Source organism: Streptomyces sp. SID13726 (assembly GCF_010548375.1).
GTDB lineage: Bacteria > Actinomycetota > Actinomycetes > Streptomycetales > Streptomycetaceae > Streptomyces.
Genome location: NZ_JAAGLY010000007.1, coordinates 278,420 through 294,941, shown reverse-complemented (window position 1 = coordinate 294,941; position 16,522 = coordinate 278,420). Strand labels below are relative to the sequence as shown.

Below are 16,522 nucleotides of genomic sequence, written 5' to 3'. Positions count from 1 at the left end.
AGCGAGGACGGACCATGACAGGCGTGGACACGGTGGAGCACGGCACTGTGGACCAGGACACCGGCGGACAGGTACGGGACGAGGGCATCCTGCGCCGCGCGATCCGCCTGGGCTCCCGGCCGGCACCCTGGAGACGCGGCCTCGTGCTCGCCGGGCTCGCGGTGCTGCTCGGGCTGCTCATGGGGCTGCACGCGGAGATCCCGAACGTCGGTGGCCTCGGCAGCCTGGTGGAGACGGCGCTGCCGTGGTTCGGTCTCCTCGTCCCGGTGCTGCTGGCCGGTGCGCTGTGGCGCCGTTCCGCCTCCGCGGTGGTCGCGCTGCGGGTGCCGGTGCTGGTGTGGCTGAACCTCTTCGGCGGGCTGCTCGGCGACAAGTCCCACGCGGGCGGCGAGCTGACCCTGGTGAGCCACAACGTCGGTGCCGACAACCCCGACCCGGCCGGCACCGCGCGTGACCTGGTCGCCGATGGTGCGGACGTGCTGGCCCTGGAGGAGCTGACCCCGCAGGCGCGGGGCACGTACGAGAAGGGGCTGGCGAAGGCGTACCCGTACCACTCGGTGCAGGGCACGGTCGGGCTGTGGAGCAAGCTGCCGCTGTCGGACGTCCGGCCGGTCGACACCGAGATGGACTACGGGCCCCTGGCGGCGACCAAGCCGGAGGACACCAAGCTGGGCTACAACCGGGCGCTGCGGGCCACGGTGGCGACGGATCGGGGGCCGCTCGCGGTGTACGTGGCCCATCTGGGCTCGGTGCGCGTGCTGCCCAGGACCGGGTTCTGGACCGACAGCCGGGACCGCAACGCGAACGCGCTGGCCGAGGCCGTCGCCGCCGAGCCGAACAAGCGGCTCGTGCTGCTCGGCGACCTGAACGGCACGATGGACGACCGCGCCTTGGCCGGCCTCACCTCGCGCCTCCACTCCGCCCAGGAGGAGGCCGGCGACGGCTTCGGCTTCAGCTGGCCGGCGAAGTTCCCGGTGGCACGGATCGACCAGATCCTGGTCCGAGGGGTGACACCGGAGAGTTCGTGGGTACTGCCGGCCACGGGCAGCGACCATCTACCGGTGGCGGCGGGGATCAGCTGGTCGTGAGGGGGGAGTTCTGAAGCAAGAGCACCTGCTCAGGGCCGTACGGCGTAGCTCAGGTCGTTCGCCACGAGTGACTCCGGGACGAGCCGCAGCCAGGTCGTGCCGCGCTCGCCCGGATCGTCGTGCAGGTAGTGGGTGAAACGCTCGTCCCACAGCTCCTCGTCCGGGCCGAGATAGCGCGCGAGCTTGCGTCGACCGCGCGGTACGTCGAACGGCACGAGTTCCGCGCGGCCCCGGGCGATGACCTGACATGCGGATCGGCCCGCACCTGCTCGAAGAGCCTGGCCCACGGCCCCGTCAAGATCCAGAAGGCCCCCTCTTCCCACAGGAACCAGACAGGGCGCACTGTGGGTCCGGTGGTGGCCAGCCGCGCGGTGAGCGGTTCGGCGAGGAAGGCGTCGGCGTCGACATTCGAACGCGGCGGACCGAGGTCACCCAGGACGAACCCATCGGCCTCAACTCCGCATAACCGCAGGCAAGTTGGACGGATACGGCAGCCACGGCCCCCGACCGACCGCGAACCCCGTCCTCCCAGGTCAAGCCCCCCTCAGCTGCTATAACCCCAGGTCAGAGGAGTGCGGCAAGTTTACGAAGCCTTAACGAACGCGACATCGGTCAGAACTCTTGACGGGAGGACCATGTCGGCAGTTTGGTATACCAAAACCGGATGCCAGGCGGCCGCCTTCCTCCTGTCCCCCGTCCTTGGAGGCCCTGTGTCCCTCGCCGACCGTGCCGAAGCCACCGGCACACCAGCGTTCGTCCCCGATCCCCGGCTCACCAACGAAGACCTGGCCCCCGCCGGCAAGCGGAACTGGAAGGTCTTCGACCTCTTCGCCATGTGGATGTCCGACGTCCACAACCTGGGCAACTACACCTTCGCGGCCGGTCTGCTGGTCCTCGGCATGAACGTCTGGCAGGTCTTCACCTCCCTGCTCGTCGGCTTCGTCCTGATCTACATCGGCATGAACTGGATGGGGAAGATCGGCCAGCGCCACGGCGTACCGTTCCCCGTGATCAGCCGCATCAGCTTCGGCGTGTGGGGCGCCAACATCCCGGCCCTCATCCGGGCCGTGATCGCCATCATGTGGTACGGCATCCAGACCTACCTCGCCTCCGTCGCGGTCAACGTGATGCTGCTGGCCGCCTGGCCGGGCCTGGAGTCCTGGACGCACAGCTCCTTCCTCGGCCTCGACGCGCTCGGCTGGGTCTCCTTCCTCTCCCTCTGGCTCATCCAGGCGCTGATCATCAGCCAGGGCATGGAGTCGGTCCGCAAGTTCCAGGACTTCTGCGGCCCGGCGATCTGGCTGGTCATGATCGCACTGGCGCTCTGGGTGCTGGCCAAGGCCGGCTGGAGCATCTCGCTCACCACCACCCCGCACCCGGTCTCGGTCGGCGAGCAGTGGCGGCAGTGGTTCGGCGCGATCGGCCTGATCCTCGCCACCTACGGCACCCTGATGCTCAACTTCTGCGACTTCAGCCGCTTCGCGCCGGACTACAAGACCGTCCGCCGCGGCAACTTCTGGGGCCTGCCGATCAACTCCACGGCCTTCGTGGTCGTCTCCGTGATCGTCACCGCGGGCTCCCTTGAGGTCTGGGGCCAGGCCATCACCGACCCGGCCGAACTGGTCGCCAAGGTCGGCAACACCTGGGTCATGGTGCTGGGCGCGCTCACCTTCGCCATCGCCACCATGGGCGTCAACATCGTCGCCAACTTCGTCTCACCGGCGTACGACCTCGCCAACGTCTGGCCGCAGAAGATCACCTTCAAGATCGGCGGCATGATCAGCACGGTGGCGGCCCTGGTCGTGACCCCGTGGAACCTCTTCTCCAACCCCACGGTCGTCAACTACTTCCTCGGCGGCCTCGGCGCCTTCCTCGGCCCGCTGTTTGGCGTGATCATGCTCGACTACTACTGGGTCAAGAAGGGCCGCGTGAACGTCGACGAGCTCTTCAAGGCCGAGCCCGGCTCGCGCTACTACTACCGCAAGGGCGTCAACCCCAAGGCCCTGTGGGCGTTCCTCCCGGCGGCGGGCGTCGCGGGCGTCCTCGCCCTGGTCAAGACGTTCAGCGACGTGGCCCCGTACTCCTGGTTCATCGGTACGGCCCTCGCGGCCGGCCTGTACATGCTGCTGAACCGGAACGACCGGGCGGCCGACACCGCCGGTGCCACCGAGAAGCCTCTGGAGGTCTGAGAAACGTGCGGATCGTCGTCACCAACTGCAACACCACGCAGGAGATGACCGAGGAGATCGTACGAGGTGCCCGGGCCGCCGCAGGCCCGGGCACCACCGTCCTCGGGCTCACACCCAGCTGGGGCCCCGAGTCCGCGGAGGGCTGGCTGGACAGCTACCTCTCCGCGGCGGCGGTCATCGACCTGCTGCGCACGTACGAGGGTCCTTCCTACGACGCGGTCGTCATGGCCGGTTTCGGTGAGCACGGACGGGAGGGCGTCCGGGAGCTGGTGGACGTACCGGTCGTCGACATCACCGAGGCCGCCGCCCATCTGGCCTGTCTGCTCGGCCGGCGCTACGGCGTCGTCACCACGCTGGAGCGGTCCTGCGGGCAGATCGAGGACAGCCTGGAGCTGGCCGGGGTGGGCCGCAACTGCGTCGCCGTGACCGGCACCGGGCTCGGTGTCCTCGACCTCGGCGACGAGGAGCGCACCGAGACCGCCTTCCTCGCCGCAGCCGAACGGGTCAGGGAAGCCGGCGCCGAGGTCCTGGTGCTGGGCTGCGCCGGGATGACCGGGCTCCAGCGGACGGTGGGGGAGAAGCTGGGCCTCCCCGTCGTCGACGGAGTGGGCGCGGCGGTGAAGCTCGCCGAGTCCCTGGTGGAACTGGGCCTCAACACCAGCCGGGTGGGCACCTATGCCAAGCCGGTGCCGAAGCGACGGGTGTGGGGACCGCCGGCCGGGGACTGACCGGACCGGGCGGCACGCCTCATGGGAGCCACCTCATGGGAGCCCCCTCACGGGAGCCAGACGTAGCGCACGTCAGGCTCCCGTTCCTCGTTGCCGCTGCCGTCGGTGCGCTCTGCCTCGACGAAGCCGTGACGCTCGTAGAAGCGCTGGGCCGGACCGTTGACCTGGAAGGTCCACAGGCTCAGCCCGCCCGGACTGCGCTCCTTGGCGAGCGCGACGAACCGGTCCCCGAGACCGCGCCCCCGCCAGTCGGGGTCGAGATACAGCTGCGAGAGCAGATCGTCGGCGAGGACCATCAGCCCGACGATCGCGCCGGTCTCCCGGACCTCGGCGACCCAGGTCTCCCGCAGGGGTACGACGATGTCCCGGAGGTAGGCGCGCACCTCGTCGTCGGACCGGGGCCGCACGACCGTCGGCAACGCGGCGGCGAAGGACCGCAGATACAGGTCGGCCGCGGCGAGCGCGTCGGCGGCGGTGGCCCGGCGGACGACTGTCGCATTCACCGCGACACCTGCTGAGGGGCGGCGACCGTGCTCATCGCGACACCTGCTGAGGGGCGGCGACCGTGCTCATCGCGACACCTGCTGACGGGCGGCGACCGCGCTCATCGCGACGCCTCCGCGGGGACGACCGCCGTTGCCGTGATCTCCACCAGCTGTCCTCTGTACCCGAGGCAGGCGACCCCGATCAGCGTCGACGAGTGCGGACCGTCGCTCAGCCCGGACGCCTCCACGACCTCCCACACGGTGGACAGCACCGCGGGATCACTGCTCACCACGTGCACATCGGTGGCCAGGACGTGCTCCAGGTCGCTGCCGACGGCGCGCAGTTGCTCGCGCAGGTTCGCGATCACCTGCTCGGCCTGGCGCGCGGGGTCCCCCTCGCCGACGAGATTCCCCTCGGCGTCCAGCGGCACGGACCCGGCGAGGAACGCGAGCTTCGTGCCCGCCTCGACGACGGAGGCATGGGAGTAGGTGGGCGGCGGGAAGAGCGCCGGGACGGTGACGCGCTGGATCACGTGGGCTCCTGGGGCGGACGGCGGACAGCTTTTCGATCATCCGGGGTGAGGGACGGGACCGCATCCGAATTTCCCGACGGCCCTTCGCGCACGGCGAGATGGAGCACCAGGGTGGGGCGGGCGTACAGCCGGACGGCGTCGATCCGGTCCGGTGTCCGCCGGTACTCCGCGCTCTCCCGCAGACATAGCCGCCCGCCCGCGCGCCCGGCGAAGAGGACCGGCACCAGCCGACCCCCGGCACCGGCGACCAGCAACGCCAACTCCCCCTCCCCGCTCTCCTCGACCTCGTACCGGGGCAGATACGACAGCCGGGCGAACCCCGGCGACTCCCTCCAGGACGTGACCCACAGCCCGCGCCGGAGGTGGTGGCGGACGGTCTCCCGCCAGGTCCCCTGGGTGCCGAGCCGGAAGCCGTGCAGGCCCTCGGCGCGGCAGGCGTCGTACACCAGGTCCAGCACGGCCGAGGCGAGTCCGCGTCGGCGGGCGACGGGGTGGACGTAGAGCGAGGTCACGTGCAGTGCGCCCACGCCGTACGGCAGCCAGGTGCCGACGGCGACGGTTCCGAGGGGCTCGCCGTCCCGTCCGCCCTCCGGTGAGCGGATCCAGTACCGGACCCGGGAGTCGTCTTGCCGGTGCGCTCCCAGCCGCAGTGCCGGGCCCAGCCGCAGCCGCCACCGCTTCTCGCCTGCTCCGGTGAGCGAGTCCGGGTCGACGCACTCGCCGAAGGCGGCCTCGGCGAGCGAGGCCAGTTCCCAGAGCCCGAACCGTCTGCGCTCGCCGAGGCCCACGCGGCGCAACTCGGGGCGGGCGGCGAGGCGTTGGTGCACGCGGGCGACCTGATCGTCCTTCATGCGCCCGGAGCCTAGGGACGGAAACCCCAGGTCGACGCCGTTTGCCCGGGCCCCGTCCGGCCATGTCATCCCGGCGACGGACCTCACTCCTGCTCACCCGACCGGCGTTCGCACTCCTGTGCAAGGTCCGGGTACGTCCGGGCGATGGCCGCGTAGATCCGGCGGCGCAGCAGCAGCTCGGCGGCGGCGCGTCCGGTGCGGCCGGACAACTCGTCGAGGAGGTCGTCGTAGCGGGCCAGGCGGTGACGGAGGTACTCGACCTTCCAGTGGTCGAGCGCGCAGTGGTCGAGGTCGCCCAGGCCGAGCGACGGCCCCGGCGACTCGCCCCGACGCTCCCGATGCTCGACGGCCAGCCCCGTCAGCCGCTCCGGCGCCAGCACCGGCACGTCGATCGGCTCGGCCGCGATCCGTGCGAGCACCTCCCGCCGCCTGCGCAGCGCCGCCTCCTTCACCGCGGCGGACCGCCGGGCGGCCACCGCCGACGCGGCCCTGAACTCCTCGCTCCGCTCGGCCGCCTCGACCCGCTCGACGCTGTAGAGACGGGTCTGCGGGGCCGTACGGAAATAGGGGTTGTCCCGCCGGAGGTCGGGCTCACCGAGCAGCCGGCGGATCATCCCGGGAGTCCAGCCCCGGATGCGCAGCCCGGCCGCGGACAGATGGGTGCGTGGTGTGTTCTCGTGCGTCGTCATCAATGGTTCCCGCGTCGTCATTACGCTGAGTGACGACTTCATTGATAACGCGCGGCACTGACAACGGCCGAGGACTCGGCCCCGCCCGGCCACGAGCCTTCGTACGCTGGGGCCATGTCCACCTCCCTCGACTTCCTCGACACGGTCGCCGACCGCCTGGCCGGCCTCCCCTCGGTCCGGGCGGTGGCCCTCGGCGGCTCCCGCGCCCAGGGCACCGCACGCCCCGACAGCGACTGGGACCTCGCGATCTACTACCGGGGCACCTTCGACCCCGCCGGCCTTCGCGCGATCGGCTGGGACGGCGAGGTCTCCGAGGTCGGCGCGTGGGGCGGCGGTGTCTTCAACGGCGGTGCGTGGCTCACGGTCGACGGGCGTCGGCTCGACATCCACTACCGCGATCTCGACGTGGTGGAACGGGAGTTGGCGGAGGCGGAGGAGGGGCGGTTCCGGGTGGAGCCGCTGATGTTCCATCTCGCCGGGATCCCCACGTACCTGATCGTCGCCGAACTCGCGATCAACCAGGTCCTGAGGGGCGACCTGCCCCGCCCGGCGGCCTACCCGCACCGGCTCCGCACCGCCGCCGCCACCCGCTGGCGCGACACCGCCCACCTCACCCTCGCCTACGCCGAGGCCAACCACGCCCAGGCCGGCCGCCTCACCCAGACCGCAGGCGCCGTCGCCACGGCCGCCGTCCAGATGGGGCACTCGGTGCTGGCGGCGCGGGGGGAGTGGGTGACGAACGAGAAGCGGTTGCTGGAGCGGGCCGGGCTGCGCGAAGTCGACGGGATCGTCGCGTCGTTGACCCCGGAACCCGAGTCCGCCGTCCGCGCGGTCACGCGAGCACGAGAGCTCTTCGACGAGTTGCGTTCATAAAGAACGTGGCATTTGCAGGCATCGTCACATGCGAGTAACACAAGCGGCCCTGAGCGTCCAGGAACGCGATCTACCGTGGACAGCACAGTCCACCGCCCGGCCGCCGTCGCCCGTAGGCACACCCCCGCCTCCCTCCGACGACAGGAACCCCGTGTCACTCGCCCTGCCGCCCTGGCTCGCCCACGCCCTCCGCGCTCAGCGGGGGCCGATCCCGTGGAGCGCGGTCGTGCGAGGGGCGTTGTCCGCCGGGCCCCTGCTGCTCGCCGCCGTGCTCGTCGGCCGGACCTCGCTCGGGGTCGTGGCCGCCGTCGCCGCGATGCTCGCCGGGATCAACGACCGCCCGGGGAGCCGGCGGGTCTCCGTCACGCGGATCGGGGTGCCGGCGCTCGCGGGGGCGGCCGGGATGCTCCTCGGGACCCTCGCGGGGGAGCGGCTGGGGGCCGTCGTGCTGACCTTGCTGCTCACCCTCGTCGGACTGGTCGCCGGAGGCGTGAGCGCGGTCGGGCCCGTCGCGTCCGGGGCCGGTACACAGCTGCTCGTCGCCTCCGCGATCGGGGCCGGGATGCCCCTGCCGGAGGAGGGGTGGGTGCGCGCCCTCGGCTATCTCGGCGGGGCCTGCTGGCTGCTCGGGCTGCGGCTCGTGCTGCCCACGCCGGGCGCCATCGCCGGGGACTTCCGGTTCGACGGGGAGCGGGAGGCCGTCGCCGGGGTGTACGACGCCGTCGCCGCGCTGCTGGACGCCGTCGGCACCGAGCACGCCACCGACCGGCGCGTCGCGCTCACCGCCGCGCTCGACCACGCGCAGGACGCACTCACCGGGCCCCGGCTGCGGCGGTACGCCAGCTCCGGCGCCGAACGGCGGCTGCACGCGCGGTACGCCGCCGCGCTGCCCCTCGCCGAGGCCGCCACCGCGCTCGCCTGGGCGGGAGAAGCCGTACCCGGACGGGCCTCGGTGGGACCCCGGCGGCTCGCCGTCGCCGTACGGGAGAACGCGCCCACCGGGCCGCTGCCCGCGCCGCACCGGTCGGCCCCCGCGCTGCGGGCGCTCGACGACGCGCTGCTGCGGGCCGCCGAGGCCTTCGACCGGGGGCGGGGCGGCGATCTGCACACACGGCCGCTCACCCTCCGGGACCTGCTGCGGTCCGTGTTCGGGGCCGGCGGGCGGGAGTACGGGCTGCGGGTCGCCCTCTGCTTCGGGGCCAGCGCCGCCGTCGCCCAGGCCCTGCACCACTCCCACTGGTACGGACAGCACGAGCACTGGTACTGGCTGCCCGCCACCGCCGTCTTCCTCGTCAAGCCCGACCTCGGGCCGCTGGTGTCCCGGGTACTGTGCCGGGCGGCGGGGACCGTGCTGGGGGCGCTGGTCTTCGCCGGGTTCGCGCTGGTGCTGCCGCGGCCCGAGGGGCTCGTCGCGCTCGTCGCCGTCTGCGGGGCACTGATCCCCGTAGCCACCCGGCACTTCGCCGCGCAGACCGCCGTGGTCACCGTGCTGGTCCTGGCGCTCGTCATGGTCGGCGGCGAGTCCCAGGCCTCCGCCAGCCGGATCACCGAGACCCTGCTCGCCTGCGCCATCGTGCTCATCGTGGGGCACCTGCCGATGCCGGGGCAGCGGGGCGGGGGAGTACGGGCCCGGGTGACCGCGGCGGGCGGGGCGGCGGAGACCTACCTCGCGCATGTGCTGCGGGAGACCGGGCGGGACGGGGTGCCGGGGGCCGGGACCGTCGTACGGCCGACTCGGCGCGCCTTGAGCGACCCCGGCGCCCCGCGTGACGCCGGTCCCGAAGACGCCCGTGCCGTGCGCTGGACCCTCCGCCGGGAGGCGTACCGCGCGCTCTCCGAAGCGCGTGCCGCCATCGGGCTCGCCGCCGCCGAACTGCCCGCGCTCGCCCGGCACTCGGAGGGTGCCGACGAGGTCGTCGCGGTGCTCGAACGGCTCGTCGACACGACCACCGCGTGTGCCGTGCACTTCGACGACTCGGGCCGGCTCACCCGCGGGCACGTCGAGCGGCTCGCCGAACTCCTCGGTGAACTCGACCGAGTGGGCGAGGGACGTGCGCGGGTGGCCGTACGGCTGCCCGAACTGCCCCTCGCCGGTTAGGGGTTACGCGCGCACCCACACCGGGGCGTGGTCCGAGCCCGCCGCGTCCCGTCGCGTCGCCGGGTCCGCGCCCACCGAGGGCAGCCGCAGCGGGCCCCCGCCCGGCAGGCCCGTGCCCGCCTCCGACACCCGGTGCACCAGGCGGTGGCTGCACAGGATGTGGTCGATCAGCTCGCGGCGGCCGGAGTTGACGCGGGAGAAGCGCCGTTCGGCGGGGATCAGCGGGGCCGTGTCCCACAGCCGGGACGCGTCGCCCTTGTCGGGCATCTTGTAGCCGGAGGTGCCGATCTCGGAGCCGGGCGGGCCGAGCAGGATCTGGGTGGTCGCGGCCTGCACCTCGTCGTTCAGGTCGCCCAGCACCAGCACGTCCCGCTCGCGGCCGTCGCCGTCCAGCAGTTCGTCGGCCAAGGCCCGCAGAGCCGTCGCCTCCGCCGTCCTGCGGTACAGCGCGTACGCCCCGAAGCGCGCCCGTTCGCCCTCGTCACGCGGCTGGAAGCGGCCGCCCGGGTACGACAGCAGCTTCGACTTGAGGTGGGCCACCGCCACCCGCAGCGGACCGCGCTCGGTCGCCGCCTCCACCGCCAGGAAGCCCCGGCCCGACGCCCCGGCCGTGGCGTCCTGGTCGTCCGCCTGGACCGGGCGCAGCTTCGGCGGGAACGCGGTGGTGTCGGCCAGCACCTCGAACGGCGTACGGGCGATCACGCCCACCCGTATCCCCCTGCTGTCCGGGTGCCGCGAGGTCGCGATGATCCAGCCGCTGCCCAGCAGGTCGACCAGGTCCCGCAGCGCCTCGGGCTCACCGACCTCCTGCAAGGCCAGCAGCGTCGGGTCCAGCTCGGTGATCGTGGCGGCGAGGGCGGCGAGCTTCGCCTCGTAGGCGGCCTTGTCCCTGGGGCCGAACGGGCCACCGGGACGGTAGAGGTTCTCCAGGTTCCAGGTGCCGAGGAGCATGCCGGGCTCCCTTCAGAAGCCGGTCTTCGCGATGCCGGGCGTGTGGTCCCGGCCGGGTTCCGCTGTGGGGCCAGGGTGCCCGGCCGGGCCGGGGCGCGACAGAGCCTTGACGGGATGCGCGGTTCGGCTCACCCGCGGCGCCCATGACGCCGTACGTTGGCGTGATGACCGACTCTCCCGCCGAACTCGTCATCACCGGGTGCACCGTCCTCGTGCACGACGACCAGGAGTGGATCGGGTTCCAGGAGGACGCGGCGGTCGTGGTACGGGACGGGGTCGTGGCGGCGGTGACCGGTGCCGCGGCCGTGCGGGACCTGCCCGCCGTGGAGCGGATCGACGCGCGCGGCCAGGTCGCCATGCCGGGGCTCGTCAACTGCCATACCCACGCGCCCATGGTGGCGCTGCGCGGGATCGCCGAGGACCTGCCGACCGAGGAGTGGTTCAACGACGTCGTCTGGCCGATCGAGTCCAACCTCACCGCGCGGGACGTGGAGTTGGGGGCGCGGCTGGCCTGCGCGGAGATGATCCGGGGCGGTGTCACCTGCTTCGCGGACCACTACTTCTCGATGGACGCGGTGGCCGCGGTGGTCGAGGAGTGCGGGATGCGGGCGCATCTCGGGGAGGCGTACTTCTCCTCGCAGGGTCCTCAAGGGCGGGAGAGATCACTGGAGTTCGCGCTGCGGCACCGGGGCGGTGCCGGTGGCCGCATCACCACGGCCCTCGCTCCGCACGCCCCCTACACGGTCGACGATTCCGACCTCGCCGCGACCGCCTTGCTCGCGCACGAGCACGGGCTGCCCGTCCATCTCCACGCCTCCGAGAACCGCGACCAGGCCGAGACGAGCCTCGCCCGGCACGGCGTCACGCCCGTCGAGGTGCTGCGGCGCACCGGGATCCTCGACACGGACGTACTGATCGCGCACGGCACCGGCATCCTCGACCGTGACCTGCCACTTCTCTCAAGTGCCGCCGGGCCTACGGCCGTTGCCACCGCCCCGCGCGGCTACCTCAAGTTCGCCTGGCCCACGACCACGCCCGTCCGCGCGCTGCGCGACCTCGGCATCCCGGTGGGCCTCGCCACGGACGGCGCGGCCTCCAACAACTCCCTGGACGTCTGGGAGTCCATGGCGCTGACGGCCCTGATCCAGAAGTCCACCACCGGCGACCCCCGCTGGCTGACGTCCCGTCAGACCCTGCACCACGCAACCCTCCAGAGCGCCCGGGCGGTCGGCCTCGCCGACTCGATCGGCACCCTCGCCCCGGGCCACCGGGCCGACATCATCCTCGTCGACCTCACCGGCCCCCACACCCAGCCCGTCCACGACCTGGCCGCCACCCTGGTCCACAGCGCCCGCGCCGCGGACGTCCGCACGACGATCGTCGACGGCCGTGTCCTGATGCGGGACCGGGAGCTGCTGACCCTCGATGTGGGCTCTGTCGTACGGGAGTTGGGGGAGCGGATGCCGGGGCTGGTGGACCGGGGGCACGGTGGGCGGATTCAGGAGTACGACACATAGGCTGATCCACATGGACCCCGCCGAAGGACTCCTCGACCACCCCTACGACGTGTACCGCCGGCTGCGCGACACCGCGCCCGTGCACCGGATCGTCGGGCCCGACGGGACGCCCGCGTGGATCGTCACGCGGTACGAGGACGTGCGGGCGGCGCTGGCCGATCCTCGGCTGTCGCTGGACAAGGCGCATGCGGGGGCCGGGACTTACCAGGGGTTCTCGCTGCCGGCCGCGCTGGACGCCAATCTGCTGAACATGGATCCGCCGGACCACACCCGGATCCGGCGGCTGGTCGGGCGGGCGTTCACACCGCGCCGGGTGGAGTTGTTGCGGGGGCCGATCCGGCGTACCGCCGACCGGTTGCTGGACGCGCTGGGGGAGCACGGGACGGTCGATCTCGTCGCCGCGTACGCCGCGCCGCTGCCCATCACCGTGATCTGCGATCTGCTCGGTGTCCCGGACGAGCACCGGCTGGACTTCCGGGTGTGGACCGACACCCTCGTCGCGCCGGACCCGGCGGCGGGGCCCGAGGCGGCGAGGAACGCGGTCGTGGCGATGCTCGGTTACTTCACGCGGCTACTCGCCGACAAGCGCCGGGAGCCCGCCGACGACCTGCTCTCCGACCTGATCGCCGTGCGCGACGAGGGCGACCGGCTCAGCGAGGACGAGCTGATGTCGCTGGCCTTCCTCATCCTCTTCGCCGGGTACGAGAACACCGCCCAGCTGATCGGGAACGCGGTGCTGGCGCTCTTCCGGCACCCCGAACAACTCGCCGCCCTCCGCAAGGACCCGTCCCAACTCCCGTCCGCAGTCGAGGAGTTCCTGCGCTACGACGGCCCCGCCCTGCTCGCCATCCGGCGCTTCCCCGTCGAGGACGTCACGATTGCCGGGGTCACCGTCCCCGCGGGCGAGACGGTCTGGGTCTCCCCGTCCGCCGCCGACCGCGACCCCGCCCGCTTCCCCGACCCCGACCGCCTCGACCTCACCCGCGACACCTCCGGACACCTCGCCCTCGGCCACGGCATCCACTACTGCCTCGGCGCCCCCCTGGCCCGAGCCGAGACCGAGATCGCCCTGGCCGCCCTGCTGGAACGCTTCCCGGCCCTTGCTCTGGCCGAGCCCGCTCCGCGGTGGCGTAATTCGTTGCGCGCGCGGGGGTTGGTGTCGCTGCGGGTGTCCTACTGAGCTGTTGGCCCCGCCTCCAACGATGTGGGTGTCCGCGTCGTCCTGTCCGTCGTCCTCCCTGCCGGCACCCCCCCCCCCCCCCCCCCCGCACCCCGCAGAAAAACATGCCGTCCAATTTCCCCCGCCGGCGATGAGTTCCGCCCCACCCGACGGTCACCACCCCGAACGGACCGTTGTACAGGAGGGACCCCATGTCGCTTCCGGAGATCGTCTCGCGGGACGAATGGCGCGCGGCGCGTGAGAAGTTGCTGGTCAAGGAGAAGGTCGTCACGCGTGCGCGGGATGTGCTGAACGCCGAGCGGCGCAGGTTGCCGATGGTGGAGGTGACGGAGGAGTACGTCTTCGAGGGCGGGGACGGCAAGGCCACGTTGCTCGAACTCTTCGAGGGACGCGGCCAACTCGTCGTCTACCACTTCATGTTCGCGCCCGAGTGGGACGCGGGCTGCCGCAGCTGCTCCGCCTTCCTGGACCAGGTCGGCCACCTGGCCCATCTGAAGGCACGCGGCACCACCTTCGCGGCCGTCTCCAGAGCGCCGTACACGAAGATCCTGCCGTTCAAGGCACGGATGGGCTGGAGCGTGCCCTGGTACTCGTCGTACGGCGGCGATTTCAACCGTGACTTCGAGGCCACCCTGGAACACGAGGGGGAGCCGGTCGAGCGGCCCGGCGTCAGCTGCTTCCTGAGGGACCACGACCGGGTCTTCCACACCTACTCGACCTATGAACGCGGCCTCGACGGGCTCGGCTCGACCACCGGGTTCCTCGATCTCACCGCGCTGGGACGGCAGGAGGAGTGGGAGGAACCCAGGGGGCGCGCGTCCGCTCTGGGGGCGCCCGCGGGCAGCGCACGCATCCGGTACCACGACGAGTACGAGGACTGACACGGAGGGTGAGGGAGATCGCCGTACGGTGACAGGACCCTCACACTCCGGGGTGAACCCGTGTCAACTACGTCTCAGTACGGCAACTCAGCGAGGCGATCGGCCTCCTGAAGGCGTTAACTCCTACAAGTGCTCCTACGGGTGAGTACAACGCTTTCTGGAGGTGCAGGGTGGTGAACGGGCGAACAGTGCTCGAACGCTTTCCCGCAGGCGGGCCGCGGGGATCGTGGCCGGCGGAGGAGTTCGCGCACGCGAGGCGTCTCGAGGGACTGCCGGCCGAGGTCGTCATGGACCTCGCGTCGGACACGTTCCTGGTGATCGTCCGCGGCGGAGCGGCGGCCGACGTCACCGCGTGAGGTCAGCCCGCCTCCTTGGCGGGCACCTTCGCCGTGAACTGCTCGGCCTGGAGCGAGTACAGCTCCGCGTAGACACCACCGGAGGCCAGGAGCTCGTCGGGCGTGCCAGACTCCACGAGCCGGCCCTGCTCCAGCACATGCACCAGATCGGCATGGCGTACGGACGCCAGCCGATGGGTGATCAGGACGACCGTCTGGCCGGTGCCGGCCAGCGCCCGGATCTTCTCGAAGACCTCCAGCTCGGCCCGCGCGTCCAGGGCCGCCGTCGGCTCGTCCACGATCAGGATGCGCCCACGCCGGTAGGCGGCCCGGGCGATCCCCAGCCGCTGCCACTGCCCGCCCGACAGCTCGTGCCCGCCGCTGAAGTTGCGGGCCAGCAGCGTGTCCAGGCCGCGCGGCAGATCGGCCAGCGCCTCCGCCGCCCCGGCCTCCGTCACCGCACCGGCCACCCGGTCCTCGGTGAGCGGCACCGAGGAGCGGCCCACGGCCACGTTGACGCGCGCGGTGAACGGCCAGCGCTTGAAGTCCTGCGCGACCATCGCGACCCGCTCGGCGAGCAGCTGCCGGTCCGCGTGCGCCGCGTCCACGTCGTCCCACAGGATCCGGCCCCGGTCGGGGGCGTACAGCCCCGCCAGCAGCTTCACCAGGGTGGTCTTGCCCGAACCGTTCTCGCCGACCAGCGCGACGATCTTGCCCAGCGGCAGGGTGAGCGTCACGTCGTCGAGTGCCGGGCGGGTCGCGTCACCCGGGTAGGTGAAGGAGACGCCCTCGAAACGGATCTCACGCGGATCGTCCGGCAGCGCGGCCCCGCCGACCGGGATCGCCCGCTCGGCCGCCTCCGCGTAGAGCTTCTGGAGGTCGCCGACGAACAGGGCCTCCTCGTGCAGCGAGTTCACCTCGATGACCAGCGTGTCCAGGCTCTGCGAGCCGGTGCGGATCGCGATCACCGCCGTACCCGCCACCGACAGCGCCATCGCGCCCGCCAGCAGCAGCGCGCCCAGCGTCGCGTACGTCGCCGTCGTCGCGAGGCCCGTCCAGGCCGCCGCGATCAGCCCGGTCCTGGCCGCCAGCCTCGCCAGCCGGGCCTGCTCCGCCTCGGCCGTCTCCGCCATCGACCGGAAATGCCGCAGCAGGAACGGGCCCACCCCGTGCACCCGGATCTCCGGCGCCGCCTCGGGCTCGATCAGCAGGGCGCCGAGCAGGCGGCTCGCCCGCACGTGCTGGACCCAGGCGTGGTACCACTCGTACCGCCGCCGCGCGATGGTCAGCGCGCTCCACGCGCTCGGGATCGTCATCGTGACCAGCAGCGGCAGCAGCGCCGGATGCAGCACGGTCAGCACGCCCGCCGCCGCGACCATCGAGATCACCGCGTTCACCACCCGCGTCGCGACCGAGATCATCCGGCGCGCCGAGCCGGCCCCGTACTGCGCGGTGTCCAGCAGCTTGTGGAAGGCGTGGTCCTCGATCGCGGCCAGCTCCACGGCGGCCGCCCGCTCCAGATACCGCTCGGTCGCCACCCGCTCCACCTTGGGCTCCAGGCGCCCCGTGGCATACGTCGTCGTGGCCCGCAGCAGCGCCCCGACCAGCATCACGGCGGCCATCGTCACCAGCGCGGGTACGGCGCCCCGCAGCCGGTCGGCCAGCGCGCCCCCGCCGATCAGCCGCCCCAGCACACTGTTCACGGCGAGCAGACTCACCGCCTGTGTCAGGCCCCGCCCCACCTCGGCGGCCAGCACGGTCCTGGCCGCCCGCCGGTCTGCCTGCCAGGCCAGCCGGAAACTCGCCGACAACAGCGACGGCAGCCGGACCACCATGGCCCGGAACCCCAACTCCAGAAACGCGTCGGCATGGGAGTTCCACCCCATGTCGTACCGCAGGGGCCCACCGAAGAGCAGCTGCTCGGACTCGGAGGCCCCGGGTTTCTCCGCGTCTCGCCGTTTGCCCACTGCGGACCTCCCCCGATCGCCGGACGGGGGCAACTATGGCGGGGCGGGCCTCATGGAGGGAGGGCGCAGAAGGGAGCGGGGAGAACACGCGGGCGTACGACGCGGCCTTTCGGGGGCGCGGAGCCGTGTCGATTCAGGGGCACGGAACCGTGTCGAT

15 protein-coding genes and 1 pseudogene are annotated in these 16,522 nt (G+C 72.2%); 9 read left to right on the top strand and 7 right to left on the bottom strand.

What is annotated here, in order from left to right; all coding sequences use genetic code 11:
• The first annotated feature begins 14 nt into the window (after positions 1–14).
• Positions 15–1,088, top strand: a complete 1,074-nt coding sequence (locus G3I78_RS21055) for an endonuclease/exonuclease/phosphatase family protein (RefSeq protein ID WP_164426815.1) — start codon at positions 15–17, stop codon at positions 1,086–1,088.
• Positions 1,089–1,117: 29 nt separating this feature from the next.
• On the opposite strand, the pseudogene G3I78_RS21050 reads toward G3I78_RS21055, so the two are convergent.
• Positions 1,118–1,524: pseudogene (locus tag G3I78_RS21050) on the bottom strand (pyridoxamine 5'-phosphate oxidase family protein).
• Positions 1,525–1,798: 274 nt separating this feature from the next.
• On the opposite strand from G3I78_RS21050, the gene G3I78_RS21045 reads away from it, so the two are divergent.
• Both G3I78_RS21045 and G3I78_RS21040 read left to right on the top strand, forming a co-directional pair.
• Entirely contained in the window at positions 1,799–3,277 is a 1,479-nt protein-coding gene (locus G3I78_RS21045; RefSeq protein ID WP_164426813.1) for an NCS1 family nucleobase:cation symporter-1, read from the top strand.
• Positions 3,278–3,282: 5 nt separating this feature from the next.
• Positions 3,283–4,005, top strand: a complete 723-nt coding sequence (locus G3I78_RS21040; RefSeq protein WP_164426811.1) for an aspartate/glutamate racemase family protein — start codon at positions 3,283–3,285, stop codon at positions 4,003–4,005.
• Between the two features lie 47 nt (positions 4,006–4,052).
• On the opposite strand, the gene G3I78_RS21035 is transcribed toward G3I78_RS21040, so the two are convergent.
• From G3I78_RS21035 to G3I78_RS21020, 4 genes are all read right to left on the bottom strand, one after another.
• Entirely contained in the window at positions 4,053–4,508 is a 456-nt protein-coding gene (locus G3I78_RS21035) for a GNAT family N-acetyltransferase (RefSeq protein WP_164426809.1), read from the bottom strand.
• Between the two features lie 101 nt (positions 4,509–4,609).
• On the bottom strand, positions 4,610–5,023 hold the full coding sequence (locus G3I78_RS21030; RefSeq protein WP_164426807.1) for a RidA family protein: 414 nt from the start codon (positions 5,021–5,023) through the stop codon (positions 4,610–4,612).
• Positions 5,020–5,874 carry a GNAT family N-acetyltransferase gene (locus G3I78_RS21025; RefSeq protein ID WP_164426805.1) on the bottom strand — a complete coding sequence of 285 codons (855 nt, stop codon included), beginning with the start codon at positions 5,872–5,874 and terminating at the stop codon, positions 5,020–5,022. The genes G3I78_RS21030 and G3I78_RS21025 overlap by 4 nt, the downstream gene beginning before the upstream one ends.
• A gap of 83 nt (positions 5,875–5,957) precedes the next feature.
• The gene (locus tag G3I78_RS21020; protein ID WP_239157940.1) at positions 5,958–6,563 is read right to left on the bottom strand and encodes a hypothetical protein; all 606 of its coding nucleotides are present in this window, start codon (positions 6,561–6,563) and stop codon (positions 5,958–5,960) included.
• Between the two features lie 114 nt (positions 6,564–6,677).
• Between G3I78_RS21020 and G3I78_RS21015 the strand changes: the two genes are divergently transcribed.
• Both G3I78_RS21015 and G3I78_RS21010 read left to right on the top strand, forming a co-directional pair.
• Entirely contained in the window at positions 6,678–7,436 is a 759-nt protein-coding gene (locus tag G3I78_RS21015) for a nucleotidyltransferase domain-containing protein (protein WP_164426803.1), read from the top strand.
• 151 nt (positions 7,437–7,587) lie between these two features.
• The gene (locus G3I78_RS21010) at positions 7,588–9,534 is read left to right on the top strand and encodes an FUSC family protein (protein WP_343243811.1); all 1,947 of its coding nucleotides are present in this window, start codon (positions 7,588–7,590) and stop codon (positions 9,532–9,534) included.
• Positions 9,535–9,537: 3 nt separating this feature from the next.
• On the opposite strand, the gene G3I78_RS21005 is transcribed toward G3I78_RS21010, so the two are convergent.
• Positions 9,538–10,485: an endonuclease/exonuclease/phosphatase family protein gene (locus tag G3I78_RS21005; protein WP_164426799.1), complete on the bottom strand. Its 948-nt coding sequence runs from the start codon at positions 10,483–10,485 to the stop codon at positions 9,538–9,540.
• A 164-nt stretch (positions 10,486–10,649) separates the two neighbouring features.
• On the opposite strand from G3I78_RS21005, the gene G3I78_RS21000 reads away from it, so the two are divergent.
• From G3I78_RS21000 to G3I78_RS20985, 4 genes are all read left to right on the top strand, one after another.
• The gene (locus tag G3I78_RS21000) at positions 10,650–12,002 is read left to right on the top strand and encodes an amidohydrolase (protein ID WP_164426797.1); all 1,353 of its coding nucleotides are present in this window, start codon (positions 10,650–10,652) and stop codon (positions 12,000–12,002) included.
• Between the two features lie 10 nt (positions 12,003–12,012).
• A complete protein-coding gene (locus G3I78_RS20995) occupies positions 12,013–13,182 on the top strand; it encodes a cytochrome P450 (RefSeq protein ID WP_164426795.1) in 1,170 nt (389 codons plus the stop codon).
• Between the two features lie 191 nt (positions 13,183–13,373).
• Positions 13,374–14,063 carry a DUF899 domain-containing protein gene (locus tag G3I78_RS20990; RefSeq protein ID WP_164426793.1) on the top strand — a complete coding sequence of 230 codons (690 nt, stop codon included), beginning with the start codon at positions 13,374–13,376 and terminating at the stop codon, positions 14,061–14,063.
• Positions 14,064–14,236: 173 nt separating this feature from the next.
• On the top strand, positions 14,237–14,419 hold the full coding sequence (locus tag G3I78_RS20985; protein WP_164426791.1) for a hypothetical protein: 183 nt from the start codon (positions 14,237–14,239) through the stop codon (positions 14,417–14,419).
• A 2-nt stretch (positions 14,420–14,421) separates the two neighbouring features.
• On the opposite strand, the gene G3I78_RS20980 is transcribed toward G3I78_RS20985, so the two are convergent.
• On the bottom strand, positions 14,422–16,365 hold the full coding sequence (locus tag G3I78_RS20980; RefSeq protein ID WP_164426789.1) for an ABC transporter ATP-binding protein: 1,944 nt from the start codon (positions 16,363–16,365) through the stop codon (positions 14,422–14,424).
• Positions 16,366–16,522 lie beyond the last annotated feature (157 nt).